General features: G+C 65.3%; 23 protein-coding genes. 9 read left to right on the forward strand and 14 right to left on the reverse strand.

Annotated elements, in window-relative coordinates:
• The first annotated feature begins 16 nt into the window (after nucleotides 1-16).
• Nucleotides 17-1,741 (forward strand): MBL fold metallo-hydrolase, encoded by a 1,725-nt coding sequence (locus HG718_RS03810; protein WP_160588571.1) that lies wholly within the window; start codon nucleotides 17-19, stop codon nucleotides 1,739-1,741.
• Here HG718_RS03810 and HG718_RS03815 read toward each other — a convergent pair.
• The gene (locus tag HG718_RS03815) at nucleotides 1,694-2,389 is read right to left on the reverse strand and encodes a class I SAM-dependent methyltransferase (protein ID WP_160588570.1); all 696 of its coding nucleotides are present in this window, start codon (nucleotides 2,387-2,389) and stop codon (nucleotides 1,694-1,696) included. The genes HG718_RS03810 and HG718_RS03815 overlap by 48 nt on opposite strands.
• A 98-nt stretch (nucleotides 2,390-2,487) precedes the next feature.
• Nucleotides 2,488-2,814 carry a chorismate mutase gene (locus HG718_RS03820; RefSeq protein WP_027839919.1) on the reverse strand — a complete coding sequence of 109 codons (327 nt, stop codon included), beginning with the start codon at nucleotides 2,812-2,814 and terminating at the stop codon, nucleotides 2,488-2,490.
• A gap of 356 nt (nucleotides 2,815-3,170) precedes the next feature.
• On the opposite strand from HG718_RS03820, the gene HG718_RS03825 reads away from it, so the two are divergent.
• Together HG718_RS03825 and HG718_RS03830 are read left to right on the forward strand one after the other, a co-directional pair.
• Nucleotides 3,171-3,974, forward strand: a complete 804-nt coding sequence (locus HG718_RS03825; RefSeq protein WP_160588569.1) for a ferredoxin--NADP reductase — start codon at nucleotides 3,171-3,173, stop codon at nucleotides 3,972-3,974.
• Between the two features lie 59 nt (nucleotides 3,975-4,033).
• Complete coding sequence (locus HG718_RS03830) at nucleotides 4,034-4,777, forward strand: hypothetical protein (RefSeq protein ID WP_160588568.1); 744 nt, start codon at nucleotides 4,034-4,036, stop codon at nucleotides 4,775-4,777.
• A 19-nt stretch (nucleotides 4,778-4,796) separates the two neighbouring features.
• On the opposite strand, the gene HG718_RS03835 is transcribed toward HG718_RS03830, so the two are convergent.
• Nucleotides 4,797-5,450, reverse strand: a complete 654-nt coding sequence (locus HG718_RS03835) for a CatB-related O-acetyltransferase (RefSeq protein WP_160588567.1) — start codon at nucleotides 5,448-5,450, stop codon at nucleotides 4,797-4,799.
• A gap of 14 nt (nucleotides 5,451-5,464) precedes the next feature.
• Between HG718_RS03835 and HG718_RS03840 the strand changes: the two genes are divergently transcribed.
• Entirely contained in the window at nucleotides 5,465-6,175 is a 711-nt protein-coding gene (locus HG718_RS03840; RefSeq protein WP_160588566.1) for a class I SAM-dependent methyltransferase, read from the forward strand.
• A gap of 323 nt (nucleotides 6,176-6,498) precedes the next feature.
• Here the strand turns inward: HG718_RS03840 and HG718_RS03845 are convergent, their stop codons facing one another.
• A complete protein-coding gene (locus tag HG718_RS03845) occupies nucleotides 6,499-6,879 on the reverse strand; it encodes a VOC family protein (protein WP_160588565.1) in 381 nt (126 codons plus the stop codon).
• On the reverse strand, nucleotides 6,876-7,367 hold the full coding sequence (locus tag HG718_RS03850; RefSeq protein ID WP_160588564.1) for an SAM-dependent methyltransferase: 492 nt from the start codon (nucleotides 7,365-7,367) through the stop codon (nucleotides 6,876-6,878). Before HG718_RS03850 ends, HG718_RS03845 begins: the two co-directional genes overlap by 4 nt.
• A 192-nt stretch (nucleotides 7,368-7,559) precedes the next feature.
• Here HG718_RS03850 and HG718_RS15720 point away from each other — a divergent pair, with 192 nt between their 5' ends.
• Nucleotides 7,560-8,423: an ImuA family protein gene (locus HG718_RS15720; RefSeq protein WP_342212748.1), complete on the forward strand. Its 864-nt coding sequence runs from the start codon at nucleotides 7,560-7,562 to the stop codon at nucleotides 8,421-8,423.
• On the forward strand, nucleotides 8,326-9,948 hold the full coding sequence (locus HG718_RS03855) for a DUF6504 family protein (protein WP_342212749.1): 1,623 nt from the start codon (nucleotides 8,326-8,328) through the stop codon (nucleotides 9,946-9,948). The genes HG718_RS15720 and HG718_RS03855 overlap by 98 nt, the downstream gene beginning before the upstream one ends.
• 50 nt (nucleotides 9,949-9,998) lie before the next feature.
• Here HG718_RS03855 and HG718_RS03860 read toward each other — a convergent pair whose 3' ends face one another.
• Complete coding sequence (locus HG718_RS03860) at nucleotides 9,999-10,739, reverse strand: MerR family transcriptional regulator (protein ID WP_027839912.1); 741 nt, start codon at nucleotides 10,737-10,739, stop codon at nucleotides 9,999-10,001.
• Between the two features lie 236 nt (nucleotides 10,740-10,975).
• Here HG718_RS03860 and HG718_RS03865 point away from each other — a divergent pair, with 236 nt between their 5' ends.
• The gene (locus tag HG718_RS03865) at nucleotides 10,976-14,323 is read left to right on the forward strand and encodes an error-prone DNA polymerase (RefSeq protein WP_160588562.1); all 3,348 of its coding nucleotides are present in this window, start codon (nucleotides 10,976-10,978) and stop codon (nucleotides 14,321-14,323) included.
• 15 nt (nucleotides 14,324-14,338) lie between these two features.
• Here HG718_RS03865 and HG718_RS03870 read toward each other — a convergent pair whose 3' ends face one another.
• Complete coding sequence (locus tag HG718_RS03870; protein ID WP_244617776.1) at nucleotides 14,339-15,022, reverse strand: class I SAM-dependent methyltransferase; 684 nt, start codon at nucleotides 15,020-15,022, stop codon at nucleotides 14,339-14,341.
• Complete coding sequence (locus HG718_RS03875) at nucleotides 15,019-15,477, reverse strand: Rrf2 family transcriptional regulator (protein ID WP_160588561.1); 459 nt, start codon at nucleotides 15,475-15,477, stop codon at nucleotides 15,019-15,021. Before HG718_RS03875 ends, HG718_RS03870 begins: the two co-directional genes overlap by 4 nt.
• Before the next feature lie 103 nt (nucleotides 15,478-15,580).
• On the opposite strand from HG718_RS03875, the gene HG718_RS03880 reads away from it, so the two are divergent.
• Entirely contained in the window at nucleotides 15,581-16,177 is a 597-nt protein-coding gene (locus tag HG718_RS03880; protein ID WP_160588560.1) for a DsbA family protein, read from the forward strand.
• Between the two features lie 4 nt (nucleotides 16,178-16,181).
• Here the strand turns inward: HG718_RS03880 and HG718_RS03885 are convergent, their stop codons facing one another.
• The 5 genes from HG718_RS03885 to HG718_RS03905 all read right to left on the reverse strand — a co-directional run bounded on the left by HG718_RS03885 (nucleotide 16,182) and on the right by HG718_RS03905 (nucleotide 19,721).
• Nucleotides 16,182-16,595: a hypothetical protein gene (locus HG718_RS03885; protein ID WP_160588559.1), complete on the reverse strand. Its 414-nt coding sequence runs from the start codon at nucleotides 16,593-16,595 to the stop codon at nucleotides 16,182-16,184.
• A gap of 9 nt (nucleotides 16,596-16,604) precedes the next feature.
• Nucleotides 16,605-17,780 carry a vWA domain-containing protein gene (locus HG718_RS03890; RefSeq protein ID WP_027839908.1) on the reverse strand — a complete coding sequence of 392 codons (1,176 nt, stop codon included), beginning with the start codon at nucleotides 17,778-17,780 and terminating at the stop codon, nucleotides 16,605-16,607.
• Between the two features lie 181 nt (nucleotides 17,781-17,961).
• Nucleotides 17,962-18,522: a fasciclin domain-containing protein gene (locus HG718_RS03895; RefSeq protein WP_027839907.1), complete on the reverse strand. Its 561-nt coding sequence runs from the start codon at nucleotides 18,520-18,522 to the stop codon at nucleotides 17,962-17,964.
• Nucleotides 18,523-18,672: 150 nt separating this feature from the next.
• Complete coding sequence (locus tag HG718_RS03900) at nucleotides 18,673-19,116, reverse strand: YaiI/YqxD family protein (RefSeq protein ID WP_160588558.1); 444 nt, start codon at nucleotides 19,114-19,116, stop codon at nucleotides 18,673-18,675.
• Nucleotides 19,116-19,721, reverse strand: coding sequence for a class I SAM-dependent DNA methyltransferase (locus HG718_RS03905; protein WP_160588557.1), 606 nt, complete (start codon nucleotides 19,719-19,721; stop codon nucleotides 19,116-19,118). Before HG718_RS03905 ends, HG718_RS03900 begins: the two co-directional genes overlap by 1 nt.
• 104 nt (nucleotides 19,722-19,825) lie before the next feature.
• Here HG718_RS03905 and HG718_RS03910 point away from each other — a divergent pair, with 104 nt between their 5' ends.
• Nucleotides 19,826-20,071, forward strand: coding sequence for a GlsB/YeaQ/YmgE family stress response membrane protein (locus HG718_RS03910; RefSeq protein WP_160588556.1), 246 nt, complete (start codon nucleotides 19,826-19,828; stop codon nucleotides 20,069-20,071).
• 78 nt (nucleotides 20,072-20,149) lie between these two features.
• On the opposite strand, the gene HG718_RS03915 is transcribed toward HG718_RS03910, so the two are convergent.
• Nucleotides 20,150-20,995: an AAA family ATPase gene (locus HG718_RS03915; RefSeq protein WP_027839903.1), complete on the reverse strand. Its 846-nt coding sequence runs from the start codon at nucleotides 20,993-20,995 to the stop codon at nucleotides 20,150-20,152.
• Between the last annotated feature and the right edge of the window lie 121 nt (nucleotides 20,996-21,116).

The following is a 21,116-nucleotide window of genomic DNA, read 5'->3' on the forward strand; positions in this document are numbered from 1 at the left end:
ATGCAAGGGGGATGAGATGGACCTGATCGACCGGGGTGTGTTTTCCCGCAAGGCGCAGGCAACAGAGACCTGCCGGGTGGACCTGGCGGGTCTTGAGGCGGGCACGCATCAGACCGACGACATCATTTTCGCGCTGGATGAGGCGGGCCGGGTCGCCTGGGCCATCGACCGGGTGTGTGATCACGCGTCGGGCAAGCTGGTGCTCGATGCGGGCGGTGCGACGGCGACATGTCCGCTGCATGGCTGGCAACTGGACCTGGCCAGCCGCCGCTACACCAATGCCCAGACGGGCAAGCACGCGCTGGACTTCACGGTGGAGGACGGCGTGCTGGCCTATGAACGCACGCATTTCGTGCTCGAGGCACCGGCGCGCCAGACGGAAATGTCTCCCGCGCCGATGACGGTGCGTTTCCTGGCCCATGCCTGCGTCGTGATCGACGTGGCGGGGCTGCGGGTGGTTACCGATCCGTGGCTGATGGGTCCGTGCTTCGTGACGGGCTGGTGGCATGCGGTGACGCCGCCGGAAGACGCGCTCGATGTGCTGAACTCCGCCGATCTCGTTTATATCTCGCACAACCATCCGGACCACATGCATCGGGAGACCCTGGAGAAGCTGCGTCGCGACATGCCGATCATCGCGCCGGACTTTCCCTCGGGCTCCACCGTGGGGCCGCTGCGGGAGATGGGGTTCGAGACGGTGCATGCAGTGCAGTTCAACCATGTCTATGAGGTGGGGGAGACGGGCGGCCGCGTCTCCGTGCTGCAGGCCGGTGATTTCCGGGATGACAGCGGGCTGTGGGTTGAAGGCGGCGGCCACTCGGCGCTGCTGAGCGTGGACAGCAACAAGCTCAACAATTTCGTGCTGCCGGAGGCGCCGGACATTCTGCTGACGGCCTTTGCGGGCGGGGCCAGCGGCTATCCCGTGACGTTCGACACGATGAGCGACGACGAAAAGCGCCGGGTGACGGCGCGCAACCGCGTGGCCGTGCGGGACATGGCGGAGCGCTATGTGCGCGAGGCCCGGCCCCGGGCTGTGATGCCCTATGCGGGGTTCTTCACCGAAGCAGCGCCGGAAGACGCGGGCACCAAGGCGCTGAACGCGAAGAATTCCAGTGCCGAGATCTGTGAGTATCTCGGCAGGAAGATGCCGGAGATCGTTTTTGCGGACCCGCTTAAGACGGACATCGCGGTGTTCGACGGGGACGGGATCGAGCTGTCAGCCTTTTCGGGCGACCGGCTGTTTGATGTGACGCCTGCCTATTGCCAGGGGTACATCTCCCGCATGGTGGAGGAGGGGCAGGACCATCAGGGGGATGCGCTCAAATCCTATTTCGAGGCGGCGTCATTTACGGATGATCTCATTGTCTATGTCGCGCCGATGACGCGCGATTTCAGCAGCTATGTGGCCGAGGGCGTGGTGGTGGATTTCACCGGCGATGCCCCGAGAGCAGACGTGCTGACGGCGCAAGAGGTGGCTGACCGGTTTGCAGCGGAGCGGGGGGAGAATGGGCCGCGGTGTCTTCTCATCCGTGTGCGGAAGGACAGCCTGTGGCATGTGGTGGCCAACGGGTTGCCGTGGGAGGATCTGTCCATCGGCTTCCAATGTCGGGTGGACCGGGCGCCGGACGTATACAACTCGGATTTCTGGTTCCACTTCACCAATGTGCATATCGGTGAGGCGGTGGTGCCGCGCCTAGAGGCGGCGCAGGGTAACGTGCAGGCGGCTGTGGACATGTGCTGAGCGGGTGGTGGTGCGCTCGGTGCGCACCCGCTCGATCAGCTCGAAGCTGTCCGGCAGCTGGGCGTCGATCTTTTCCGGCGTGAAAAAGGACTGGAGCGTGCCTTTTTCATGCTCGGTGGTGATCACCTCTTCATGGTCGCCGCCGCCGATGAAATCACAGAAGAACAGGCCGCCCGGTTTCAGCACGCGGGCCAGTTCCACCATGCCGTCGCGGGCGATGGCGGTGGGCATGGAATCCAGCACCGCGTGGCTGATGATGCAGTCGAAGAAGGCGGTGTCATAGGGCAGGTCGCGGATGTCGGCCTGGATGATGCGGCTGTCCGGTGCAGCAAGCCCGCTCTTCCCCAGCCAGTCGCGCGCCACGGCAACGGCGCTGTCAGACAGGTCGAAGCCGTAGGGCTCAAAGCCGAAGGTGAGCGCCATATTGAGATGACGGCCGATGCCGCAACCGGCGTCGAGGAATTTCAGCCCCTCGGCGTTGGGCATCACATCGCGGAAGGTGTCGAGGCCCTGGCGCTGGCGCAGGTGGCGCGAGACGAACCGAACCACTTCCTCTTCCGGGTAGAAGACGAAGTTCTGCTTCTTGTCATAGGCGGTTTCCCAGGCGCTGCGGCGGGCGTCACTGTCCGGGGTGGGGGCGCTGGTCATGATCCGGTCCTGCACAGAAGGGAATCGCGGGAAGCTCAGTGTGAACCCTGCGGGGTGCAGTCCAAAGACATGATTAAGGCGAGCGGGATGCCGGGCGGTTATTCGGCGGCCGACTTGTTGGCGTCGAACTTCACATATTCGTGGGCGATGGAGCGCTCGATGAGCAGGCGCCAGACCGGTTCGGCGACTTCCGGGGCGAGGTTCACCTTCCCGGCCTCGGCCAGAACCTTGGCCACCACGTCCTCGATGCGGGCTTCGTCGCGCACGGTGCCGCGGTCCTGCTTCACGCGGGCGGCTTCCTCGATGTAGCGCAGGCGCTCGGCCATCAGGCGCACCAGCTCACGGTCCAGCCGGTCGATCTCCCGGCGGACATCCGCCATGGTTTCGCAGTGTTTGGCCTTGGGAGGGGTGGGCGCGCTGGTCATGGAACTGGCGGGGATCTCTTGAGGTTGCCGACACGCCTTATATGGCCTGTTGGCGGGTGGGGCGAAAGGGCTGGAGCGCGACAGATTGACCTTTTGGCTGCCGGATCAGCAGGATTTCAGACAGCGGACGCGCGCCGGGGGCGGATCGGTTGATTTTGCGGGTGTTGAAATCACCCGGCGCTCCCTATATGACACGCTGTGCATGGGAAATATATTTAATCACTTCAAAATGATGTGAAAACTGCCGTCGCGGCATCCCGGCACTTTGACCTCGGGCGCGCATAAGGGTATGTGCAGCGCCATATTTTTGTTCGGCGGGCGGCCATCAGCGTGCCCGGGTGATGAAGGAAGAAGCCATGTCCCAGGCAGTTGAGGCGAAGGTGAACCCGAATGCGCCGACCGAGGAGGAAGTCCTCTCGGTGAAGCATTACACGGACCGCCTGTTCAAGTTCCGCATCACCCGCCCGTCTGCCTTCCGCTTCCGCTCCGGCGAGTTTGTGATGATCGGGCTGCCGGGTCCGAAGGGCAAGCCGATCATGCGTGCTTACTCCGTTGCGAGCCCCTCCTGGGACGACACGCTGGAATTCTTCTCGATCAAGGTGCCGGACGGCCCGCTGACCTCGATGCTGGGCGACATCAAGCCGGGCGACAAGGTGCTTTTGGGCAAGAAGCCGACAGGCACGCTGGTGCATGACGCGCTGTTGCCGGGCAAGCGGCTTTACATGTTCTCCACCGGCACGGGCATCGCACCGTTTGCGTCCGTCATGCGGGATCCTGAAACTTATGAGCGGTTCGAGCAGGTGATCCTCACCCATACGTGCCGCGAAGTGGCCGAGCTTGAATATGGCAAAGAGCTGACCGAGGGGCTGAAGGACGATCCGCTGGTGGGCGAGATCGCGCCGCAGAAATTCGTTCACTATGGCTCGTGCACCCGCGAGGACTATCCGTTCAAGGGGCGCATCACCGATCTCATCACCTCGGGCAAGCTGTTCGAGGATCTCGGCGTGCCGCCGCTGAACCCGGAGGAAGACCGGGTGATGATCTGCGGGTCCATGGACATGCTCAAGGACACCAAGGAGCTGTGCGAGAAGGCGGGGCTGGTGGAAGGCTCCAACGCGACGCCAGCGACCTATGTGGTCGAGCGCGCTTTCGTGGGCTAGGGCCTCCGGGCTAGACTGCCGACGACGATTTTCTCACTCATGTTGAAGGTGTGCCGCTGATGGCCGTCACCCTGCTTTGCGCCGGTGAGATGCCGGAGGGCGAGGGCGTCCGCCTGCGTGAGCGGCTGGCGGAGCTGCGTGCTGTCCATGCGGCCGACCGGCAATTGCTGGCCCAGGGCGACATGGCGGGCACCGATGTGCTGGCCAAGAGCGAGCTGGTGCGTGAGCTGTCGAAGCAGGCGCATGGGGTGAGTGTCTCCGGCGGGGTAAGGCCCGAACTGGCCCCGGCGCTGGATGCGGCACTGATGGACACGGCGCTGTCCGAGTGGCGTACGGCGAAAGAGCCGAGGCGCCTGGGTCTCGCCATGGGGCGGGCCATTGCCTATTGCCTGGCAATGGACATGCGGTTTCCCGACATCGCCGGTGTGCCTGACGGCATGGCATTCGAGCTGCTGCGCAGTCTTGATGCGCCCATTGCGCTCAAGGGCGAGACCGGCGGTGTGGCGGTGGTGACCGCCGAAGAAGAAGCGCTGTCGGCGGAAGCTGTTGGCGTTGTGGCGCGCTCCGCTGCGATAGCGCAGCTTTGTGCCTCGGCCATCTCGCGGACAGTGACACGTCCTGAGGGTGAACTGACGGCGGAAGCCGTGTGGGATGCGCTGGGCGAGGGGGCGCGGGTGGCCTCTGCCTTGCGCTCTGGCGGGCATCTCAAATCAGCGGTACTGACCTTCCGCGGTCGCGGCCGGGCGATCGGCCCGATCGACGGCGACCGGCTGCTGCGCTTCGGTGTGTCCAACTGGCGCTGACAGGCGCTGACGGGCCTGGTCAGTCGCGGGCGGCGGCATCGGCCAGCTGGGCCGGGGTGCCGGTGGCGATCAGGCGGGCGTGGCGGGTGATGCGCTCGATGGGCCAGTCCCACCAGGCCAGCTCGAGCAGGCGGGCAATGTCTTCTTCTGAATGACGCATACGGATGATCCGGGCGGGATTGCCTGCGACCATGGCGTAGGGCGGCACATCGCTGGCGACCACGGCCTTCGACGCGATGACCGCGCCGTGGCCGACGGTGATGCCGGCCATCAGGGTGGCGTCATAACCGATCCAGACATCATGGCCGATGACGAGATCACCCTTGTGCGGCCAGGCATCGGGCATGGCGCCAGCCCAGTCGGCCCCGAAGATGGCGAAGGGGAAGCTCGACACGGTGTCGGTGAGATGGTTGCCGCCATTCATCAGGAATTCCGCACCATGGGCGATCGAGCAGAACCTGCCGATCACCAGCCGGTCGCCGATGAAATCGAACAGGTAGCGCACATTTTCCTCGAAGGCCTTGGGGTCGTCGAAGGAATGGTAATAGCTGTACTCGCCGATCTCGATCTGCGGGTTGGTGACGAGCGGCTTGAGGAAGACCATGGAGGGCTGCCCCTCGATGGGGAACAGGGCCGTGGCGTCGGGCGCGGTGAGGTCGGGGGGTGTCGGCATGGCCTGGATCCTTGATGAGTTTGCGCATTTGCCGCGTGCGGGGCTTTTGGCGCACACTTATCGTAATCACATCAAGATCGCATCAGGGTCGGGGACTTTCTGGCATGGGTTTTTACGAAAAGCATATTCTGCCGCGCTTTCTGGACGTGGCCTGCGGGGCCAAGCCGATTACCTATCAGCGGCGCAAGGTGGTGCCGCAGGCTGAGGGCCGGGTGCTGGAGATCGGCATGGGGTCGGGGCTGAACCTGCCGTATTACGACAAGGCGAAGGTGGAGATGGTGTTCGGCCTCGAACCGTCCGAAGGCATGCGCGAGCGGGCCGCCCCGCGGGTGAAGGAGGCGGGCATTCCCGTCGAGTTCATCGACCTGCCGGGGGAGGAGATCCCGCTGGATGCCAATTCGGTGGATACGGTGCTGCTCACCTATACGCTGTGCACCATCCCTGACGGCATCAAGGCGCTGGAAGGCATGGCCCGGGTGCTGAAGCCGGGCGGCAAGCTCATCTTCTGCGAGCATGGCAAGGCCCCGGACATGGGCGTGGCGCGCTGGCAGGACCGCATCAACCCCATGTGGAAGAAGATCGCCGGCGGCTGCAATCTCAATCGTCCGATCCCGGACATGCTGGCCGAGGGTGGGTTCCGGATCGAGGGGATGGAGCAGATGTATCTGCCGTCCACGCCGAAATTCGCCGGGTATAATTACTGGGGCCAGGCGGTGCAGGGCTAAGGTTTTTGATCGACACTGTGCGGGAGCATGTCCGTGCCTCCCATGGGCCCTCCGGTCACGCCGGAGGGACAGCGGATTTATTCAGGTATTCATCCCCCTCCGCTCTCCCTCCGGCTTGACCGGAGGGTCTATCTGACTGGCGGCACGGGAGGTGGTGGAGGCTCACCCCCTCACCCTCCCACATGCTTGCGCATGCGGGCCCCTCCCTCTCCCGCGAGGGGAGAGGGGTTTTGGGGGCTGCGCGTATCCATCCCCCTCCGCTTTCCCTCCGGCTTGACCGGAGGGTCTATGTGACTGGTGGTATGGGAGGTGGCTGAGAGCTGCTAAGCCGTCCGCCCGTCTACACGCCAGGGCGGGAAGCGGCGGTTGGGGCTTTCCTGCAGGAAGCAGATGCGGTTGCCGTCCGGGTCGGACAGATAGGCTTCCCGCCACAGCCATGACTGGTCTTCGGGCTGGGAGTCGAAAGTGATGCCGCGGGCCTCCGCGTCCTTCACGGCTGTGTCCACATCCGCAAACTCGAAATAGACCACCGTGGTGGCGCCGGAGATCGTGTCTGCCTGGTGCACGGAGAAGGTGTCGCCCGCTGGCATCTCGAAGCGTGCGTAATGTCCATCCTCGACGATCAGCGTCATGCCAAGGCGGGTGTAGAACTCAATCGCGCGGGGAATGTCGGTGGCACCGACCGTGACCTGGTTGAGCTTCATGACAGGGTCTCCTGTGTGTCCCAATAGCTTTCCATGATGGCGCGGGCCCAGTCGGGTTCCTTGAGTGGGCCGCGGGGGAGGAAGCCGTGCATGACGGGCTTGAGGTCGAGGACCGGGGTGCCGTCGATGGCATCCAGGCCCGTCAGGTGGAGGGTGCGGCCGTCCACCCGGTCGATGCGGGCGATGGTGGCGCCGAGGCGGTTGGGGCGGCCCTTGCCGCGCTGGGCGAAGATGCCGACGCGGGGCCAGTCGGTGTTGCCGCGCGGGTGGCGGGCCTTGCCTTCCACTTCCCCGTCCGGGACCTGATGGAACAGGTAGATCACTTCCACATGGCTGAAGGCGTCAAGGCCCATCAGCGCTTCGGCATCGAAGCGGTCGTCCAGGGTGATTGAGGCGGGGACGCTGTCCCAGTCATCATCGATGGGCTCGGTGCGGGTGGCGGTGACGCGGCCGATGGGGGTGATGGAAAACCGCTCGGTGTCTGCCATTTCTGTCTCCTCATGCTGGCGGCAATCTAGCAGAGGGGCGGGGCGGCTGAGGGGGCTCTATCTGCGCAAAGATGATTCTTCATTTGACTCCTGACAGGCGGGAAAATAGAACAAAACAGGAACTATCTAGGAATATAAGCATATTCCGGGTGTGAAACAGGCCCGAAAAGGGTGAGGAAAGCAGCGGGTGTGATGGCGGACAGGGCGGCAAAACAGGAGGTGCTGAGCGCGCTTAGGCGCGATCTCTCACGTCTTGAGTCGCCTCAGGAGGTGCGGCCGGCCCTGTCCCTCGGCGAGGCGGCGCTGGACCGGCGTCTGACAGGAGGCCGCGGGCTGATCCTGGGCGGGCTGCACGAGATTGTCGGCACGGCCTATCCGGATATGGGGGCGGTGTCGGGCTTTGCGGCGGCGCTGGGGGCGCGGCTCACAGCGCAGGGGTCACCGCCCGCAAAACCCGCGCTTGTGTGGGTGGTGCAGGGCACCGGCAGCCATGATCTGGGCCTGCTCTACGGGCCCGGCCTGCGGATGCTGGGGCTTGATCCGCGCCAACTGGTGCTGGTGCGCGTGCGGGATGACCGCGAGGCGCTGTGGGTGACGGAGGAAGCCCTGAAGACGCCTGACCTTGCGGGCGTGGTGACGGAGCTGGGCGGGGGCAGGGCCTATGACCTCAAGGCCTCGCGGCGGCTGCAGCTGGCGGCGGAGAAGTTCGGGCGGCCGGCACTGCTTCTGGCGGGGCATGCGGCGGGGGCGGCGTCGGCGCCGTCCGCGGCGCTGACGCGGTTCCGGATTTCATCGGCGGCAAGTGCCGCCAATCCCCTGACACCGACCGCCCCCGGACGGCTTCGGTTCTCGGTTCATCTCGACCGGGTGCGCGGCGGTGCGCCCTGTCATTTCCTGATGGAGTGGATGCATGAGACGCATCGTTTCGCTGTGGCTGCCAGGCTTTCCCGTGGAGCGGATGCAGCGCCACGCCGACAGGGCGCAGGCGGAGCTGCAGCGGCTGCGCGGCCGGAGGCCCCGGCGCGCGCCCGGCCTGCAAAAAAACTCGCCGTCTGATGCGGCAGAAGGCGGGCGGCAGGCGCCCTTTGCGCTGATCGACGCGGTGAAGGGCGGGCTGCGGATTGCGGCCACCAACGGAACGGCGGCGGCGGCGGGCATCCGCCCGGGCCAGCGGCTGGCGGATGCGCGCGCCCTGGTGCCGGCGCTCGAGGTACAGGACCGGGACAGCGCGGGAGATGCCCGGCGGCTGACGCGGCTGGCGGAATGGGCGACGCGCTACACGCCCTGGACGCGGGCCGAAGAGGTGCCGGTGGGCGCGCATGAGGGCTGCGGGCTGCTTTTGGATATTTCCGGCTGCGCACATCTGTTCGGCGGCGAGCAGGCGCTGCTGGAAGATGTGCTGGGCCGCATGGCGGGCATGGGCCATGACGCGCGGGCGGCGGTGGCGGATACGGTGGGGGCTGCCTGGGCGGTTGCGCGCTACGGGCAGGAGCGTCTGCGCATCGTCAAGCCGGGGGCTGTGCGTGAGGCGGTGGTGCCGCTGCCGCTTGCGGCTCTGCGTATCTCGCAGGAGATGGCGGATGATCTGGGGCGGCTGGGGCTTGTGAGCATCGGTGACGTGCTGGCACGGCCGCGGGCACCGCTGGTGGCGCGGTTTGGTGCGTTTTTGGGCCAGCGGCTGGACCAGGCGGTTGGCGGGCGCGGGGAGCCGGTGGCCCCTGATGCTGTCCGGGTGCTGGCGCGGGCGCGGCTGTTGTTCGGCGATCCGCTGATCGCGCTTGATGGCATCGTGGCGGCGATCACGCTGGCGGCGCGGGATCTGTCAGCGGAGCTTGTGCGCCGCCAGCAGGGAGCGCGGCGGTTGCGGCTGCAGCTCTACCGGGTGGATGGGCAGCGCTTTGTGTTTGATGCGGGCGCGTCATCGCCTTTGCAGGATGCCGACCGGATCGCGGCGCTGTTTGCGGAAAAGCTGGTGCCGGCGGGCGGGCTGTCGGGGGCGGATATCGATGTGGGCTATGGCGTCGAAGGCGTGGTGCTGGAAGCCTGCGCCGTTGACAGCGTTGCCCAGCGGCAGACGGATCTGACGCAGGAACAGACGGATGGTTCGAGCCTGGAAGAGCTGATCGACCGGCTGTCGAACCGGCTGGGGGCCGGGCGCGTCGTGCAACTGACGGCGCGGGCGAGCCATCTGCCGGAGCGGGCGCAGGGCAGCGTGCCTGCGGTGTCGGCCCGCGACATGACGGTGGAGGACGGTGTGCCGCCGCTGGTGATGTATGGCGACGCGCCGCTGCGGCCGATCCGCATGCTGACGCCGCCCGAACCCGTGGAAGTGGTGGCGGAGGTGCCGGAGGGCCCGCCGCGGCAGTTCCGCTGGCGGCGGATGCTGCATGCGGTGGCGAAGGCGGAGGGGCCGGAGCGGCTGGCGCCGGAATGGTGGCTGGCGGCGGATCGCGGCAGCGTCACGCGGGATTATTACCGGGTGGAGGACGAGGCGGGGCGGCGCTTCTGGATCTATCGCGACGGGCTTTATGAGCGCGAGACAACGGCGCCGCGCTGGTTCATGCACGGGGTGTTTGCGTGATGGGTGTTTGCGTGATGAGTGGTCGTGCGCGCGGGCAGGAGGGCGGGCTGTCAGGCGCTCCTGCGGGTGCCTTCATGTTCCTGCTGCAGGACCTCGGCATTGCGCTCGGTCACCTTCTTGAGGATGGCCTTGACGCGCAGATGGCCGAACACTTCAAGCGACAGGGGAATGGAGGCCGCAGCCATGGCCGCGGCACGGTCCGTATCCAGATTATCGGCAAGCCGGTCATAGAAGGTGGTGACGTCGAACTCGGCCAGCGCTTCGGCCAGGGCCTGGTACTGCTTGAGATAGGGGGTGCCGTAGCCCTTGCGGGGGTCGAAGCCGAGAGACTGGACCCGCGCCCAGGTGGAGAGGAGGGCGGCGTCCTGCGCGCTGACCGTCCGCCGTCCGCCGGGGCCCTCATTGAGGGTGATGATGCCTTCAGCCGCGATCTCGCCGATCTCCTCCAGGGTCATGCCGCTTTCGTCGGCGATCTTTTCCACATCGACCGGGGTGCGGTTGGCTTCGGCCCCCAGCCGGTCGGCGAGCATGATTTCCAGGCCGAACAGGCCGGGCACCATGTCCGGGTCGCGGTCGCCGGCTTCCTCGATCAGGCGGCGGATGACGCCGAGCGGCAGGAAGCGCTCGCGCTGCAGGGTGCGGATGAGGTTGAGGCGGTGGAGGTGGCTTTCATTGTAGATCGCCACATTGGTCTTGGGGCGTTCGGGCTCCGGCAGCAGGCCTTCGCGGATGTAGTAGCGGATGGTCTCGCGCCCGATGCCGCTGCGGTCCTCGAGTTCCTTCATCTTCATGGCGGCCCACTCCCTGATCCCGACCGGTTGTTGGTGTCTCCCGCGATGCCGGGCGGCATCCGCCACGGGGGCGGTGCGCGCGGGACGCTGCGTGCGGGGCGGTGTTCCCGAGCACGGGGCGTGGAGACCTGCTCATCTTTGCGGAGCAATACTCCGCAGTTTTCGCCGGTGCTGCGCAAAAGGTCAAGCCGGGCGGGGCGGGAGGCCGTGGCGGCACCGGTGACGGGGGAGGCCGCATGACGCGTTTTGCGGAGCTGGGGGTGACCAGCAATTTCAGTTTTCTGCGCAGCGGCAGCCATCCGGACGAGCTGGTGCACCAGGCCGCCGCTTTGGGGCATGAGGCGGTGGGGATTGCCGACCGCAACACGCTGGCGGGGGTTGTGCGGGCGCATATGGCGGCCAAGGAAGCGGGCATCCAGCTGGTGGTGGGGGCGCGGCTCGTGACGCAGGACGGGTTTGAGCTTCTGTGCTTCCCGCGTGACCGGGCGGCCTATGGGCGGCTGTCGAAACTGTTGACCCTGGGCAACCGGCGCGCGCCGAAGGGGGAGTGTCATCTGAGCCTTGCGGATATTGCCGGCGCGCAGGACGGGCAGGTGCTGGTGGTGATGCCGCCGGCTCAGGTGGATGCGGCCTTCGAGGCGCGGCTGCGGGAGGCGATGGCGCTTCTGGACATCCCCTATCTGGCGGCGGGCTTTCTCTATGGCGCGGATGACCGGGCGCGGTTGACGCGGCTTGCAGCCCTTGCCGAAGGGCTGGGCCTGCGGCTGATGGCAAGCAATGACGTGCACTACCACGCGCCCCAGCGCCGCGCTTTGCAGGATGTGGTGACGGCGATCCGCGAGCATGTGCGGGTGGAAGACGCAGGCGCGCTGCTGGCTGCCAATGCGGAGCGGCATCTGAAACCGCCGGAAGAGATGGCGCGGCTGTTTGCCGCCTGGCCGGACGCGATTACGGCGACGGTGGATCTTGCGAAATCCATTTCCTTCTCGATGGACGAGCTCGCCTATCAGTATCCGGACGAAGTATTTGGCAAGGGCGAGACGCCGCAGGAGACGCTGGAGCGCCTGACCTGGGAACACGCGCAGACGCGCTTTCCCGACGGGCCTGACCCGGAGATGGAACAGGCGCTGCGCCATGAGCTGGAGCTGATCGCCAGGCTTGATTACGCGCCTTACTTCCTCACGGTCTATGACATTGTCCGCTTTGCGCGCAGCCAGGGCATTCTGTGCCAGGGGCGGGGGAGTGCCGCCAATTCCTGCGTGTGTTTCTGCCTCGGGATCACCTCGATCAACCCGGTCGAGATCAACTTGCTGTTCGAGCGGTTCATCTCGGCGGAGCGCAACGAGCCGCCGGATATCGATGTCGATTTCGAGCATGAGCGGCGCGAGGAGGTGATCCAGTACATCTACGAGAAATATGGCCGCCATCGCGCGGGGCTGGCGGCGACGGTGATCTCCTACCGGTCGCGCTCGTCGATCCGCGAGGTGGGCAAGGTGATGGGGCTGTCGGAGGATGTGACGGCGGCGCTGTCGGGCACCACATGGGGGTGGTCATCCTCCGGCATCGACCCTGACCATGTGCGCGAGCAGGGGCTGGACCCGACCGACCACACGCTGATGCTGGCGCTTGAACTGTCGCGGGAGCTGATCGGTTTTCCGCGTCACCTGTCGCAGCATGTGGGTGGTTTTGTCATCACCGCCGGGCCGCTTGAAGAGGTGATGCCGATTGCCAATGCGGCGATGGAGGACCGCACCTTTGTTGAGTGGGACAAGGATGATCTGTCAGCCCTCGGCATGCTGAAGATCGACGTGCTGGCGCTGGGGATGCTGTCCTGCATCCGCCGGGCATTTGCGTTTCTCGATGAGCATTATGACCGGCCGCTGGACCTTGCGTCGCTGCCGCCGGAGGACCCGCAGGTCTATGACATGCTGTGCAAGGCGGATTCCATCGGGGTGTTCCAGGTGGAAAGCCGGGCGCAGATGTCCATGCTGCCGCGCCTCAAGCCGCGCAAGTTCTATGACCTCGTCATCGAGGTGGCGATTGTGCGGCCGGGGCCGATCCAGGGTGACATGGTGCATCCCTATCTCAGGCGGCGCGACGGGATCGAGGATGTGACCTATCCGTCAAAGGAGCTTGAGGCGGTTTTGGGCAAGACCATGGGGGTGCCGCTGTTCCAGGAGCAGGCCATGCGCATCGCCATCGTGGCGGCGGGGTTCACGCCGTCGGAGGCAGACGGACTGAGGCGGGCCATGGCGACCTTCCGCAAGGTGGGCACGATCCACAGTTTCCAGGCCAAGCTGGTGGAGGGCATGGTTGAGCGCGGCTATGAGCGCGACTTCGCCGAACGGTGCTTCAAGCAGATCGAAGGGTTCGGCGAATATGGCTTTCCGGAAAGCCATGCGGCGAGTTTCGCGCTGCTGGTCTATGTGTCCGCCTGGCTCAAATGGCATTACCCGGATGTGTTCTGCGCGGCGATCCTCAACGCGCAGCCCTTGGGTTTTTATGCCCCGGCGCAGTTGGTGCGCGACGCGCGCGAGCACGGGGTGGAGATGCGGGCGCCGGACATCAATGCCAGCGACTGGGACGCAACGCTTGAAGCGCGGGAAGGGGCACGCGCGGTCAGCGCGGAAGGCGGCGGGCGCATGGCGGTGCGGCTGGGCCTGCGGCAGATCAAGGGCTTCAGGGTGGAGGCCGCCGAAAAGCTGATGGCGGCCCGGCCTGAGCAGGGCTTCGACAGCGTGCGGGATCTGTGGCTCAAGACGCGGCTGACACCGGCGGAGCTGGAGCGGCTGGCCAAGGCGGATGCGTTCCGCTCGCTGGAGCTCGACCGGCGCGAGGCGCTGTGGGCGGTGCGGGGGCTGGGCGGGGCAACCCGCAAGATGCCGGCCACGCTGCCGCTGTTCGCCCATGCGGAAGGCACGGGCTTTCAGCATGAGGAGGAAGTGCCGCTGCCCGCCATGCCGCTGGGGGAGCATGTGGTGGAGGACTACACCCATATGCGCCTGTCGCTGAAGGCGCATCCGCTTTCCTTCCTGCGCGGGGAGCTGACGGCAGCGCGCTATATCACCTCCGCTGAACTGCCGCGGACGCGCAATGACGCGCAGGTGTCGCTGGCGGGGCTTGTGCTGGTGCGGCAGCGGCCGGGCAGCGCGAAGGGGGTGATCTTCGCAACGCTGGAAGATGAGTTCGGGGCCGCCAACATCATCGTCTGGCCGCCGGTGTTCGAGACCTACCGCAAGGTGGTTTTGGGCGCGCGGGTGCTGGGCGTGCGCGGGCGGCTGCAGCGGCAGGGGCAGGTGATCCACATCGTGGCGGATCATCTGGAAGACCTGACCCACATGCTGGGAGCGCTCTCACTCGGTGAGGGCATCGGCGATGCCGCCCTTGCCAATGCGGACGAAGTGCGGCGGCCGGGGGAGGACCCGCGGGCCATAACTGCCCGGCGGCAGGACGCGCGCGCGGCGCGGGCCGAACAGATCGAGCAGCAGTTCCGCCAGCGGCCCAAGGAAATGCCGCGCGCCACGCGTCAGTCGGTGCAGCAGGCGGCGGCCCGGATGATCCCCAAGAGCCGGGATTTCCACTAGGCCTGGAACGGTGCCTCAGGCATAGGCGACCCAGCCGCGCCAGCTGAAGGCTGCGTAAAAAGGTGTCACGTCCCTGAAGCCTGCCTGGCGCAGCACGTCGGCGTCTTCTTCCGGCGACAGCATCGAAATCCCGGCCTCGACAGTGGCGCGGGCATTCTCCGCCTGGTCCGCAGGCACGCCCGAGGCAACGGCATAGGCCGCGTAGCGTGACAGCCAGCGGGTGCGTTCGTCCGGGGCCTGCGGAAAGCTTGAATGGGCGACAACGAAGGGCGCGCCCGGGGCGAGGCGCTTGTGGATCTGCGCGGCGGTGTCGATGCGTTCTTCCCTTGGCAGGAAGTGGAGTGTCAGCAGGCAGGCGGCCCCATCGAAGGGGCCCTCGGGGGCGTCCTGCGCGTAGCCTTCCACCAGGCTGGCGCGCGGGGCCAGGGGACCAAGCGTCTGCCGGGCCAGCTCGAGCATTTTTGCCGACGGGTCGATACCGGTGAAGCGCCAGCCCGGATGGGCGTCTGCGAAGGCCTTGAGTTCCAAGCCGCCGCCGGCACCGAGCACCAGTAGGTGGCCATCCGCGGCCATGTGCTCGGCCAGCAGGATCGCGCTCATGCGGTGCAGCGCCTCAAGGCCGGGCACGAACCTGCGCGGGCCGTCCTGGTAGCGGGCGACGGCCTCGGGATCATCGAACATCTTCATGAACTGGTTCATGCGGCATTTCCATCAGCACAGAGGGTGGGGACATGTCCGAGAGCCGCATGCACATCGTGCCGGAGGGCAGCGAGGCTGACATTGCCGAAGCGGGTCAGCAGCAGGGCTTCGGCGGCCTCGAAGGCATCGCCCAGGGAGGCGTTGACGGCTTTTTCCACCAGGCAATCCGGATTGTCGGCGCGGTGGGTGAGGGCCAGCAGGCGCGGGCTGCCGAGGGCGTGATAGACATCCAGCAGCGTGATCTCCGCAAGATCGCGGGCGAGCGACCAGCCGCCATTATGGCCCTTGCTGGAGTGAACAAGACCTGCCTCGCGCAGGCCGCCGATCATCCGGCGGATGACCACCGGGTTGGTGTGCATGGCACCCGCCAATGCCTGCGACGTGACGGGGGATGCGCTGTCCGCGAGATGCAGCAGCAGGTGCAGGGTGACGGAAAGCTGGCTGTTGGTTTTCATGTAACAATAATTGTTACATGAAATGCCCGACGTCAAGCGGGTGTGCCGACGGCGTTTGCGCGCGTGCTGTCATCCGGTGGGGCTGGCTGTGCGTATGACTGGCATGAGTGACGCCCCGATCCGCTTCTATTTCTCTCTACGCAGCCCCTATGTGTGGCTGGCGACGGAGGAGATCGTGCGGGCGGGGATCTCGGTCGAGCCGATCCCGGTTGTGGGCTTTGCGGCGGGCACCGTGTTCAGCGACCCTGTCGCCAATCCGCCACGGCTGGCCTATGTGATCGAGGACGTAGCGCGGATTGCTGCCCGGCATGATCTTGCCCTGATGCCGCCCGTGGACACGCAGGACTGGGCGGCGGTGCATAATGCTGTCGAATTTGCCAAGCAGCAGGGGCGGGGCATGGCCTTCACGCAGATTGCCGCGCGGCTGCGCTGGACCCAGAGCCTCGACCTTGCAGACCCCGAAGTGATCGCCGGGGCGGCGGAAGCCGCGGGCATAGACCCGGACGGGGCTGTTGCGGCGATGGGTGATACATCCGTCAGGGCGCGGATGATCGAGGCCTATACACCGCGTATCGAGGCGGACCAGGTGTTCGGCGTGCCGTTTTTTGCTTTCGACGCGGACGGGCGCACGCACCGCTATTGGGGACAGGACCGGATTGCGATGATGCTGGAAGATGCCCGCGCCATGGGCGTGGTGTGACGGGTCAGGCGGCGCTGTTGGGCCGGCGCGGCCAGACCACATAGAGGGCGCCGACGATTTCCGTGACCACGAAGGCTGCGAGCACGGGCGTTGCGCCGAGCCATATCCAATAGACGATGAGCGCCGCGACGACGAGGCGCGCATAGGCGTCGGCGAGGGCGAATTCGCGGATCGGCAGGCGCAGGCGGATCAGTGCCCACAGCACCGCCAGCACGCCCATGATGTTGATGAACATCCAGTGGATGGGCGCGAAGCCCGGCACGGTGCCGCCGAAGCCGAGCTGGAAATGCACGTAATAGACAAGCGAGACGTAGATCTCGGCGAAGAAGGGCAGGGCGAAGGGTGTGGTGACCCAGAGGTCAAACCACGCCACCCTGCGGCCTTCTTCGGAGATGGCCAGCCGTTGTTCGGTGCTCACAAACAGGTCCTAGCGTGACAGCTCGCGCATGGCGCCGTCGAGGCCTTCCAGCGTCAGCGGGAACATGCGGTCGCCGATCAGCTGGCGGACAAGCTCGATGGAGGGGGTGTATTCCCAATGGCGTTCGGCCACCGGGTTAAGCCACACCACGTTTTCATAGACCTGCTGGAGACGCTCGAGCCAGACACCGCCGGGCTCCTCGTTCCAGTGCTCGACGGAGCCGCCTGCATAGGTGATCTCGTAGGGGCTCATGGACGCATCGCCGACGAAGATGACCTTGTAGTCGGACGGGAAGCGGTGCAGCACGTCCCAGGTGGACAGCTTCTCGTTGTGGCGGCGGCGGTTGTCCTTCCAAACGTCCTCATACAGACAATTGTGGAAGTAGAAATATTCCATGTTCTTGAACTCGGTGCGGGCAGCCGAGAACAGCTCCTCACACACCTTGATGTGCGGGTCCATTGAGCCGCCGACATCGAAGAACAGCAGTGTCTTGATGGTGTTGCGGCGCTCGGGGATGAGCTGAATGTCGAGATAGCCGTGGTCGGCGGTGGCCTTGATGGTGCCGTCGAGATCCAGCTCTTCGGCTGCGCCCTCGCGGGCCCAGCGGCGCAGGCGGCGCAGCGCCACCTTGATGTTGCGGGTGCCGAGCTCGACTGAATCATCGAGGTTCTTGTATTCGCGCTTGTCCCAAACCTTCACGGCCTTGCCGTGGCGGCCTTCCTTCTGGCCGATGCGGACGCCTTCGGGGTTGTAGCCTTCGGCGCCGAAAGGGGAGGTGCCGGCGGTGCCGATCATCTTGTTGCCGCCCTCGTGGCGCTTTTCCTGCTCCTCGAGACGCTTCTTCAGGGTCTCCATGATCTTGTCCCAGCCGCCGAGGGATTCGATCTGCGCCTTTTCCTCTTCGGTGAGGAATTTCTCGGTCAGCGCTTTCAGCCAGTCCTCGGGAATCTCGGCGACTTCACCGTCGCCAAGGCTTTCGAGCCCCTTGAAGACGTGACCGAAGACCTGGTCGAACTTGTCGAGGTTCTTTTCGTCCTTCACCAGGGCGGAGCGGGAGAGGAAGTAGAAATCCTCCACCTGGCGGTCGATCACGTCGGCGTCCATGGCCTCCAGCAGCGTGAGATATTCGCGCAGGGAGACGGGCAGGCCGGCGGTTTTCAGCTCATGGAAGAAGTTGACGAACATGGAAGGTACCTGACGGCAGAGTTTGATGACGGATTTGGCCGTAAAGTCCCACGTCTGGGGGCGGAAGTGCAAGCGCTGCGCTTTATCTCCTGCGGCAAACCCATCTGCATATCTGACGCAAAAGGCGGCGGTTTCCCTGAGAAAACCGCCGCCTTGAGGCTTTTTACGCGTGTGTGGCCGCTTATTCGGCCGCTTCTTCCGCCGGCGGCAGGATCACAGCGTCGATAATGTGAATGACGCCGTTGGAGGCTTCCACATCGGTGGTGACGATGGTGGCACCGTTGATGGTGGGGGCATCGCCCGTCGCGTCGATGGCGACTTCGCTGCCCTGAACGGTGGCGACATTGAGAGACTTACCCGCAATGTCGGCGGCCATCACCTTGCCGGGGACCACGTGATAGGTGAGCACGGCAGCCAGCTGGTCTTTGTTGGCGAGCAGGCTGTCCAGCGCGCCCTCCGGCAGGGCCGCGAAGGCGGCATCCGTCGGCGCGAAGACCGTGAACGGGCCATCACCCTTCAGGGTTTCGACGAGGCCGGCGGCCTGAACGGCGGTGACGAGGGTGTTGAAGTCGTCAGCAGCGACAGCGGTATCGACGATGTCGGCCTTCATCATGGCGTCAGCGGAGGCTTCGGTCTTCTTGGCCTCGTCCGCGCCGTGGTGCATGGCGAGCGCCGGGGCGGCGATGAAGCCGGCGGTGGCTGCCATGACGAGGGCGATGGAGGTGCGGGGGGATTTGGGCATGAACTACTCCCGAGGGGGTCAGTTGTTTTTGATGCCGCCTGCGGGCCCGCGAGGGGGGACGCGGATGCGCAGGCGGAGCAGTGGGTCACCCATCTGCCTCTGGTACCTACGCCGGGAGCGTCTGACTGGATCAGACAAATCGGAAATGCGCTATCCGGCCTTGCGGATCAACTGATCGAGCGCGTTCATGAACCGCGAACGGTCGGTTTTCGAGAACTGGGCGTTGCCGCCGGTCATCACGCCGGTTTCACGCAGATGCCGGTTGAGCTCGCGGGCGGCCAGCGCCGAGCCGATATTCTGGTGGGTGAAGGCGCGGCCATCGGGGCCGATGACGTGGGCGTCCTTCTTCAGGCAGCGGTCGGCCAGCGGGATATCGGCGGTAATCGCAATATCGCCCGCGCTGATTTCCTCCGCGATCCAGTCATCAGCGGCGTCCGCGCCGTCAGACACCATGATGTTCTTCACCAGGGGATGATTGCCGGTGCGCATGCCGGAATTGGACACGAGGAAAACCGGCAGGGTGTGCCGCTCGGCCACAGAGATGGCTTCGGATTTTACCGGGCAGGCGTCGCCGTCGATGTAGATGGTGGTCATCAGGCTTTCCGGGCAAAGAGAATGATCCAGTCCGTTGCCACACCGTCATACCCTTCGCGGTGCGTCGTCTGGAAGTCGGTTTCGGCCCATGTACCAGCGTGCGTCAGTGCGTGGTCGATGGCGCTGCGTGACGGGTAGCTGTAGAAACGGCCAAGCCTGTCGCGGCCGGCGGGTTTGCCCGTTTTGACCGACATATGGAAGAGGCCGCCGGGCCTGAGGCTGCGATGGATGCGGGCGATGGCATCCGGCAGGGCCTCCAGCGGGGCATGGTGGAGCGAGGCGTGCGCCCAGACCCCGTCAAACTCTGCGACGTCCTCAAGCTCGTCGAACCGGGCGACGCGCACCGGCTTCCGCAGGTTTCTGCTGGCGATGGCGGCCAGACCGGCTGAGGCATCCATGGCGGTCACCTCAAAGCCGCGCGCCTCAAATGCGTGGGCGTAGTGCCCGTCGCCGGAGCCGAGGTCCAGCACGTGTCCGCCTGGTGGCAGTGCCGTGACGAGCCGCAAGAAAGAGGGCGGCAGATCAACCTCGCGCTCTTTCGCTGCGTAGGTATCAGCCTCGGCATCGTAGAAGGCGATGGTGTCCGGATCATTGCTTGTGGTCATGCGGGCCAGTCTAAAGGGCGCCGCGGGCGGGTGGAACCGTTCAGGCAAGACGCGTGTTTATGTGTGAAGAACCACCACATCACCCAGGCTGAAGGGATCACAACATGACCGGTATGGGTATCATTCTTTCCATCCTCATCGGCGCGCTGGCGGGCTGGATCGCCGAGCAGATCATGAAGGCGGATCACGGGCTGCTGACCAATATCCTCTTGGGTATCGGCGGCGCCATCGTGCTGAATTTCCTGCTCGGCCTCATCGGCGTGGGCCTGGGCGGCATTATCGGCCAGCTGATCGTGGCGATTGCCGGTGCGTGCCTGCTGATCTGGGTCTACCGGATGATCCGCAGCTAGGCGCGGCACTCTCCCCAAATGAAAACGGCGGAGACAGGGTTCTGTCTCCGCCGTTTGGTATTCAGCCTCAAGCCGCCGCTAATTGCGTTCGCGGCGGGCGAGGAAGGCGAGGCGCTCGAACAGGTGCACGTCCTGCTCGTTCTTCAGCAGGGCGCCGTGTAGCGGCGGGATCAGCTTGGAGGCGTCGCGCTCGCGCAAGGTTTCCGGCGAGATGTCCTCGTTCATCAACAGCTTCAGCCAGTCCAGCAATTCGGACGTGGACGGCTTCTTCTTGAGGCCCGGCACGTCGCGCATCTCGTAGAAGACGTCCAGCGCTTCCTTCACCAGGCGTTCCTTCAGATTGTCGAAGTGCACCTTGACGATTTCCGTCATGGTGTCGGCATCCGGGAACTTGATGTAGTGGAAGAAGCAGCGGCGCAGGAAGGCGTCCGGCAGTTCCTTTTCGTTGTTCGAGGTGATGATGACGATCGGGCGCTCCTTGGCCTTGATCACCTCATCGGTCTCGTAAACGTAGAACTCCATGCGGTCGAGTTCCTGCAGGAGGTCGTTCGGGAACTCGATGTCGGCCTTGTCGATCTCGTCGATCAGCAGCACGACCTTCTCATTGGCCTCAAACGCTTCCCAGAGCTTGCCCTTGTTGATGTAGTTCTTCACGTCCTTGACGCGCTCGTCGCCCAGCTGGCTGTCGCGCAGGCGGGTGATGGCGTCGTACTCGTAAAGGCCCTGATGCGCCTTGGTGGTGGACTTGATGTTCCAGGTGATCATCGGAACGCCCAGGGCGGTTGCCACCTGCTCGGCGAGCACGGTCTTGCCGGTGCCGGGTTCGCCCTTCACGAGCAGCGGACGCTCCAGGGTAATGGCTGCGTTCACGGCAACGCGAAGGTCTTCGGTTGCCACATAGTCTTTCGTGCCTTCAAAGCGCATCAACAAGTCCTGCCAGATCAGTTTGGTTTCGTCGGTAAGATTTTTGAACGGGCGCAAACCTAGGGGCACGGGCGCGGTTGGGCAAGCGGCATGACGCGCGCCGGCCTGCCCCAATCTGCCC

It is taken from the genome of Pyruvatibacter mobilis (assembly GCF_012848855.1).
GTDB lineage: Bacteria > Pseudomonadota > Alphaproteobacteria > CGMCC-115125 > CGMCC-115125 > Pyruvatibacter > Pyruvatibacter mobilis.

What these genes read in the sequence shown, in the direction of transcription:
- HG718_RS15720 (WP_342212748.1), top strand. Translation starts at nt 7,560, where the DNA reads ATGGCGGACAGGGCGGCAAAACAGGAGGTGCTGAGCGCGCTTAGGCGC.
- HG718_RS03845 (WP_160588565.1), bottom strand. Translation starts at nt 6,879, where the DNA reads ATGAAGCTCAACCAGGTCACGGTCGGTGCCACCGACATTCCCCGCGCG.
- HG718_RS03820 (WP_027839919.1), bottom strand. Translation starts at nt 2,814, where the DNA reads ATGACCAGCGCGCCCACCCCTCCCAAGGCCAAACACTGCGAAACCATG.
- HG718_RS03850 (WP_160588564.1), bottom strand. Translation starts at nt 7,367, where the DNA reads ATGGCAGACACCGAGCGGTTTTCCATCACCCCCATCGGCCGCGTCACC.
- HG718_RS03880 (WP_160588560.1), top strand. Translation starts at nt 15,581, where the DNA reads ATGAGTGACGCCCCGATCCGCTTCTATTTCTCTCTACGCAGCCCCTAT.
- HG718_RS03915 (WP_027839903.1), bottom strand. Translation starts at nt 20,995, where the DNA reads ATGCGCTTTGAAGGCACGAAAGACTATGTGGCAACCGAAGACCTTCGC.
- HG718_RS03870 (WP_244617776.1), bottom strand. Translation starts at nt 15,022, where the DNA reads ATGAACCAGTTCATGAAGATGTTCGATGATCCCGAGGCCGTCGCCCGC.
- HG718_RS03860 (WP_027839912.1), bottom strand. Translation starts at nt 10,739, where the DNA reads ATGAAGATGAAGGAACTCGAGGACCGCAGCGGCATCGGGCGCGAGACC.
- HG718_RS03865 (WP_160588562.1), top strand. Translation starts at nt 10,976, where the DNA reads ATGACGCGTTTTGCGGAGCTGGGGGTGACCAGCAATTTCAGTTTTCTG.
- HG718_RS03825 (WP_160588569.1), top strand. Translation starts at nt 3,171, where the DNA reads ATGTCCCAGGCAGTTGAGGCGAAGGTGAACCCGAATGCGCCGACCGAG.
- HG718_RS03855 (WP_342212749.1), top strand. Translation starts at nt 8,326, where the DNA reads ATGCAGCGCCACGCCGACAGGGCGCAGGCGGAGCTGCAGCGGCTGCGC.
- HG718_RS03840 (WP_160588566.1), top strand. Translation starts at nt 5,465, where the DNA reads ATGAGTTTGCGCATTTGCCGCGTGCGGGGCTTTTGGCGCACACTTATC.
- HG718_RS03815 (WP_160588570.1), bottom strand. Translation starts at nt 2,389, where the DNA reads ATGACCAGCGCCCCCACCCCGGACAGTGACGCCCGCCGCAGCGCCTGG.
- HG718_RS03810 (WP_160588571.1), top strand. Translation starts at nt 17, where the DNA reads ATGGACCTGATCGACCGGGGTGTGTTTTCCCGCAAGGCGCAGGCAACA.
- HG718_RS03890 (WP_027839908.1), bottom strand. Translation starts at nt 17,780, where the DNA reads ATGTTCGTCAACTTCTTCCATGAGCTGAAAACCGCCGGCCTGCCCGTC.
- HG718_RS03835 (WP_160588567.1), bottom strand. Translation starts at nt 5,450, where the DNA reads ATGCCGACACCCCCCGACCTCACCGCGCCCGACGCCACGGCCCTGTTC.
- HG718_RS03905 (WP_160588557.1), bottom strand. Translation starts at nt 19,721, where the DNA reads ATGACCACAAGCAATGATCCGGACACCATCGCCTTCTACGATGCCGAG.
- HG718_RS03900 (WP_160588558.1), bottom strand. Translation starts at nt 19,116, where the DNA reads ATGACCACCATCTACATCGACGGCGACGCCTGCCCGGTAAAATCCGAA.
- HG718_RS03875 (WP_160588561.1), bottom strand. Translation starts at nt 15,477, where the DNA reads ATGAAAACCAACAGCCAGCTTTCCGTCACCCTGCACCTGCTGCTGCAT.
- HG718_RS03910 (WP_160588556.1), top strand. Translation starts at nt 19,826, where the DNA reads ATGACCGGTATGGGTATCATTCTTTCCATCCTCATCGGCGCGCTGGCG.
- HG718_RS03895 (WP_027839907.1), bottom strand. Translation starts at nt 18,522, where the DNA reads ATGCCCAAATCCCCCCGCACCTCCATCGCCCTCGTCATGGCAGCCACC.
- HG718_RS03830 (WP_160588568.1), top strand. Translation starts at nt 4,034, where the DNA reads ATGGCCGTCACCCTGCTTTGCGCCGGTGAGATGCCGGAGGGCGAGGGC.